This window comes from Allobosea sp. (assembly GCF_030695125.1).
GTDB lineage: Bacteria > Pseudomonadota > Alphaproteobacteria > Rhizobiales > Beijerinckiaceae > Allobosea.
This window is the reverse complement of record NZ_JAUYTP010000049.1, coordinates 1-2,289: the sequence shown is the minus strand read 5'-3', so window position 1 is coordinate 2,289 and position 2,289 is coordinate 1. Positions and strand designations below refer to the sequence as shown.

Sequence of the window (2,289 nt, the reverse complement as noted above, 5' to 3'; positions counted from 1 at the left end):
GCAACTGGTCGTTGACCATCCCGTCAGCAATGACTGAAGGCACTTATGCAGTCACTGCAACAGTGACTGACACAGCAAGCAACTCAACCAGCGACAGCACCACCAATGAGCTGGTTGTGGATACCACAGCACCTGCTGCACCGGGTGCAACACTGGCCAGCGATACGGGTTCCAGTGGTTCTGACAGCGTGACCAACACTGGCACGGTCAACGTGAGCGGCATCGAGTCCGGCGCGACCTGGCAGTACAGCACTAACGGTGGCACCGACTGGGTTACCGGCACTGGCACCAGCTTTGTGCTGACTGAAGCCGCTTATGCCGCTAACGCTGTGCGTATCCGTCAGACCGACACTGCGGGTAATACAAGTAATGAGACGGTGATGGGCTCCATCACCGTTGACCAGACTAATCCGGCAGCGCCCACACTGACGCTGCAGGCTGACACTGGTGCCAGTGGCACCGACCAGATCACCAGCAATGGCCAGATCAATGTCTCTGGCATTGAGAGCAACGGCACCTGGCAGTACAGCATCAATGGTGGTACTGACTGGACCAACGGCACAGGCTTGAGCTTCACTCTGGCTGAAGGCACCTATGCCAATGGCGATGTGTTGGTTCGACAGACAGATCTGGCTGGCAACACCGGTGCTAATGCATCGCTGGGTGCCATTACAGTGGATACCACCTCACCTGTGGCTCCAACCGTCACTGCCCTGACCACCAACGACACCACTCCGACCATCACTGGTGGAGCGATACTGGACGCACATCGCACGCTGAGCGTGGTTGTGAACGGTGTGACTTATACCGTTGGTGACGGCAATCTGACCCACAATACTGGCGACAATACCTGGTCATTGACCATTCCGTCAGCTCTGGCTGAAGGCACTTACGCAGTCACTGCCACGGTCACTGATACTGCTGGCAACGCAACAAGCGACAGCACTACCAACGAGTTGGTGATCGACACCACAGCACCTGCTGCACCAACTGTTAATACACTGACCACTAACGACACCACCCCAACACTGACCGGCACGGTCACACTGGGCTCAGGTGAGACATTGGTTGTGACTGTGGATGGCACGACTTACACCACAGCAAACGGTCTGAGTGTCACTGGCGGCACCTGGTCGTTGACTATCCCGTCAGCAATGACTGAAGGCACTTATGCAGTCACTGCAACAGTGACTGACACAGCAAGCAACGCCACCAGCGACAGCACCACCAATGAACTGATTGTGGATACCACTGCCCCTGCTGCACCGGGTGCAACACTGGCCAGCGATACGGGTTCCAGTGGTTCTGACAGCGTGACCAACACTGGCACGGTGAACGTGAGCGGCATCGAGTCCGGCGCGACCTGGCAGTACAGCACTAACGGTGGCACTGACTGGGTAACTGGCACGGGCACAAGCTTTGTGCTGACCGAAGCGGCCTATGCTGCTAATGCGGTACGTATCCGTCAAACGGATGCGGCTGGCAACACCAGCAATGAGACAGTGATGGGTTCCATTACCGTTGACCAGACCAACCCGGCTGCGCCCACACTGACGCTGCAGGCTGATACTGGCAGCAGTGGCACCGACCAGATCACCAGCAATGGCCAGATCAATGTCTCTGGCATTGAGACCAATGGCACCTGGCAGTTCAGCATCGACAGTGGCGCCAACTGGACAACAGGCACTGGTTCAAGCTTCACACTGGCTGAAGGCACTTACGCTAACGGCGTTGTGTTGGTAAGACAGACTGATCTGGCTGGCAACACTGGTGCTAACGCGTCATTGGGTGCAATTACCGTGGATAGCACAGCGCCCTCAGCGCCGAGTGCACCGGACATGACGGCTGGCACGGATACAGGGGTTTCCAATACTGACAACATCACTAGCGATAGCACACCCAACTTTACTGGTTCCGGTGGGACGTCCGGCGACACGGTGACCTTGTATGCCAATGGTGTTGCCGTCGGAACAGGAACAGTAAATGGTGCTGGGAACTGGCTGATTACCACCAGCACCCTGGCTGATGGAAGCTATGACATTACCGCCAAGTTTACTGATCCGGCAGGCAATGAGAGCGCAGCCAGCACCGCGCTGACGCCTGTCGTCATCGACACCACAGCTCCGTCCGCACCCAGCGCACCGGATCTGCAAGCCTCGTCTGACACGGGCACATCAAGCACCGACAACATCACCAGCGACGATACGCCTACCTTCACCGGTTCCGGCGGCACGCCCGGTGATACCGTTACGTTGTACGCCGATGGCACTGAAATCGGCACCGCAACCG

Annotated in this window: 1 protein-coding gene; it reads left to right on the top strand. The window is 57.4% G+C overall.

Going from position 1 to position 2,289, the window contains the following annotated elements; all coding sequences use genetic code 11:
- A partial coding sequence (locus Q8S38_RS17585) for a beta strand repeat-containing protein (protein ID WP_305681680.1) occupies positions 1–2,289 on the top strand: 2,289 nt, incomplete at both ends.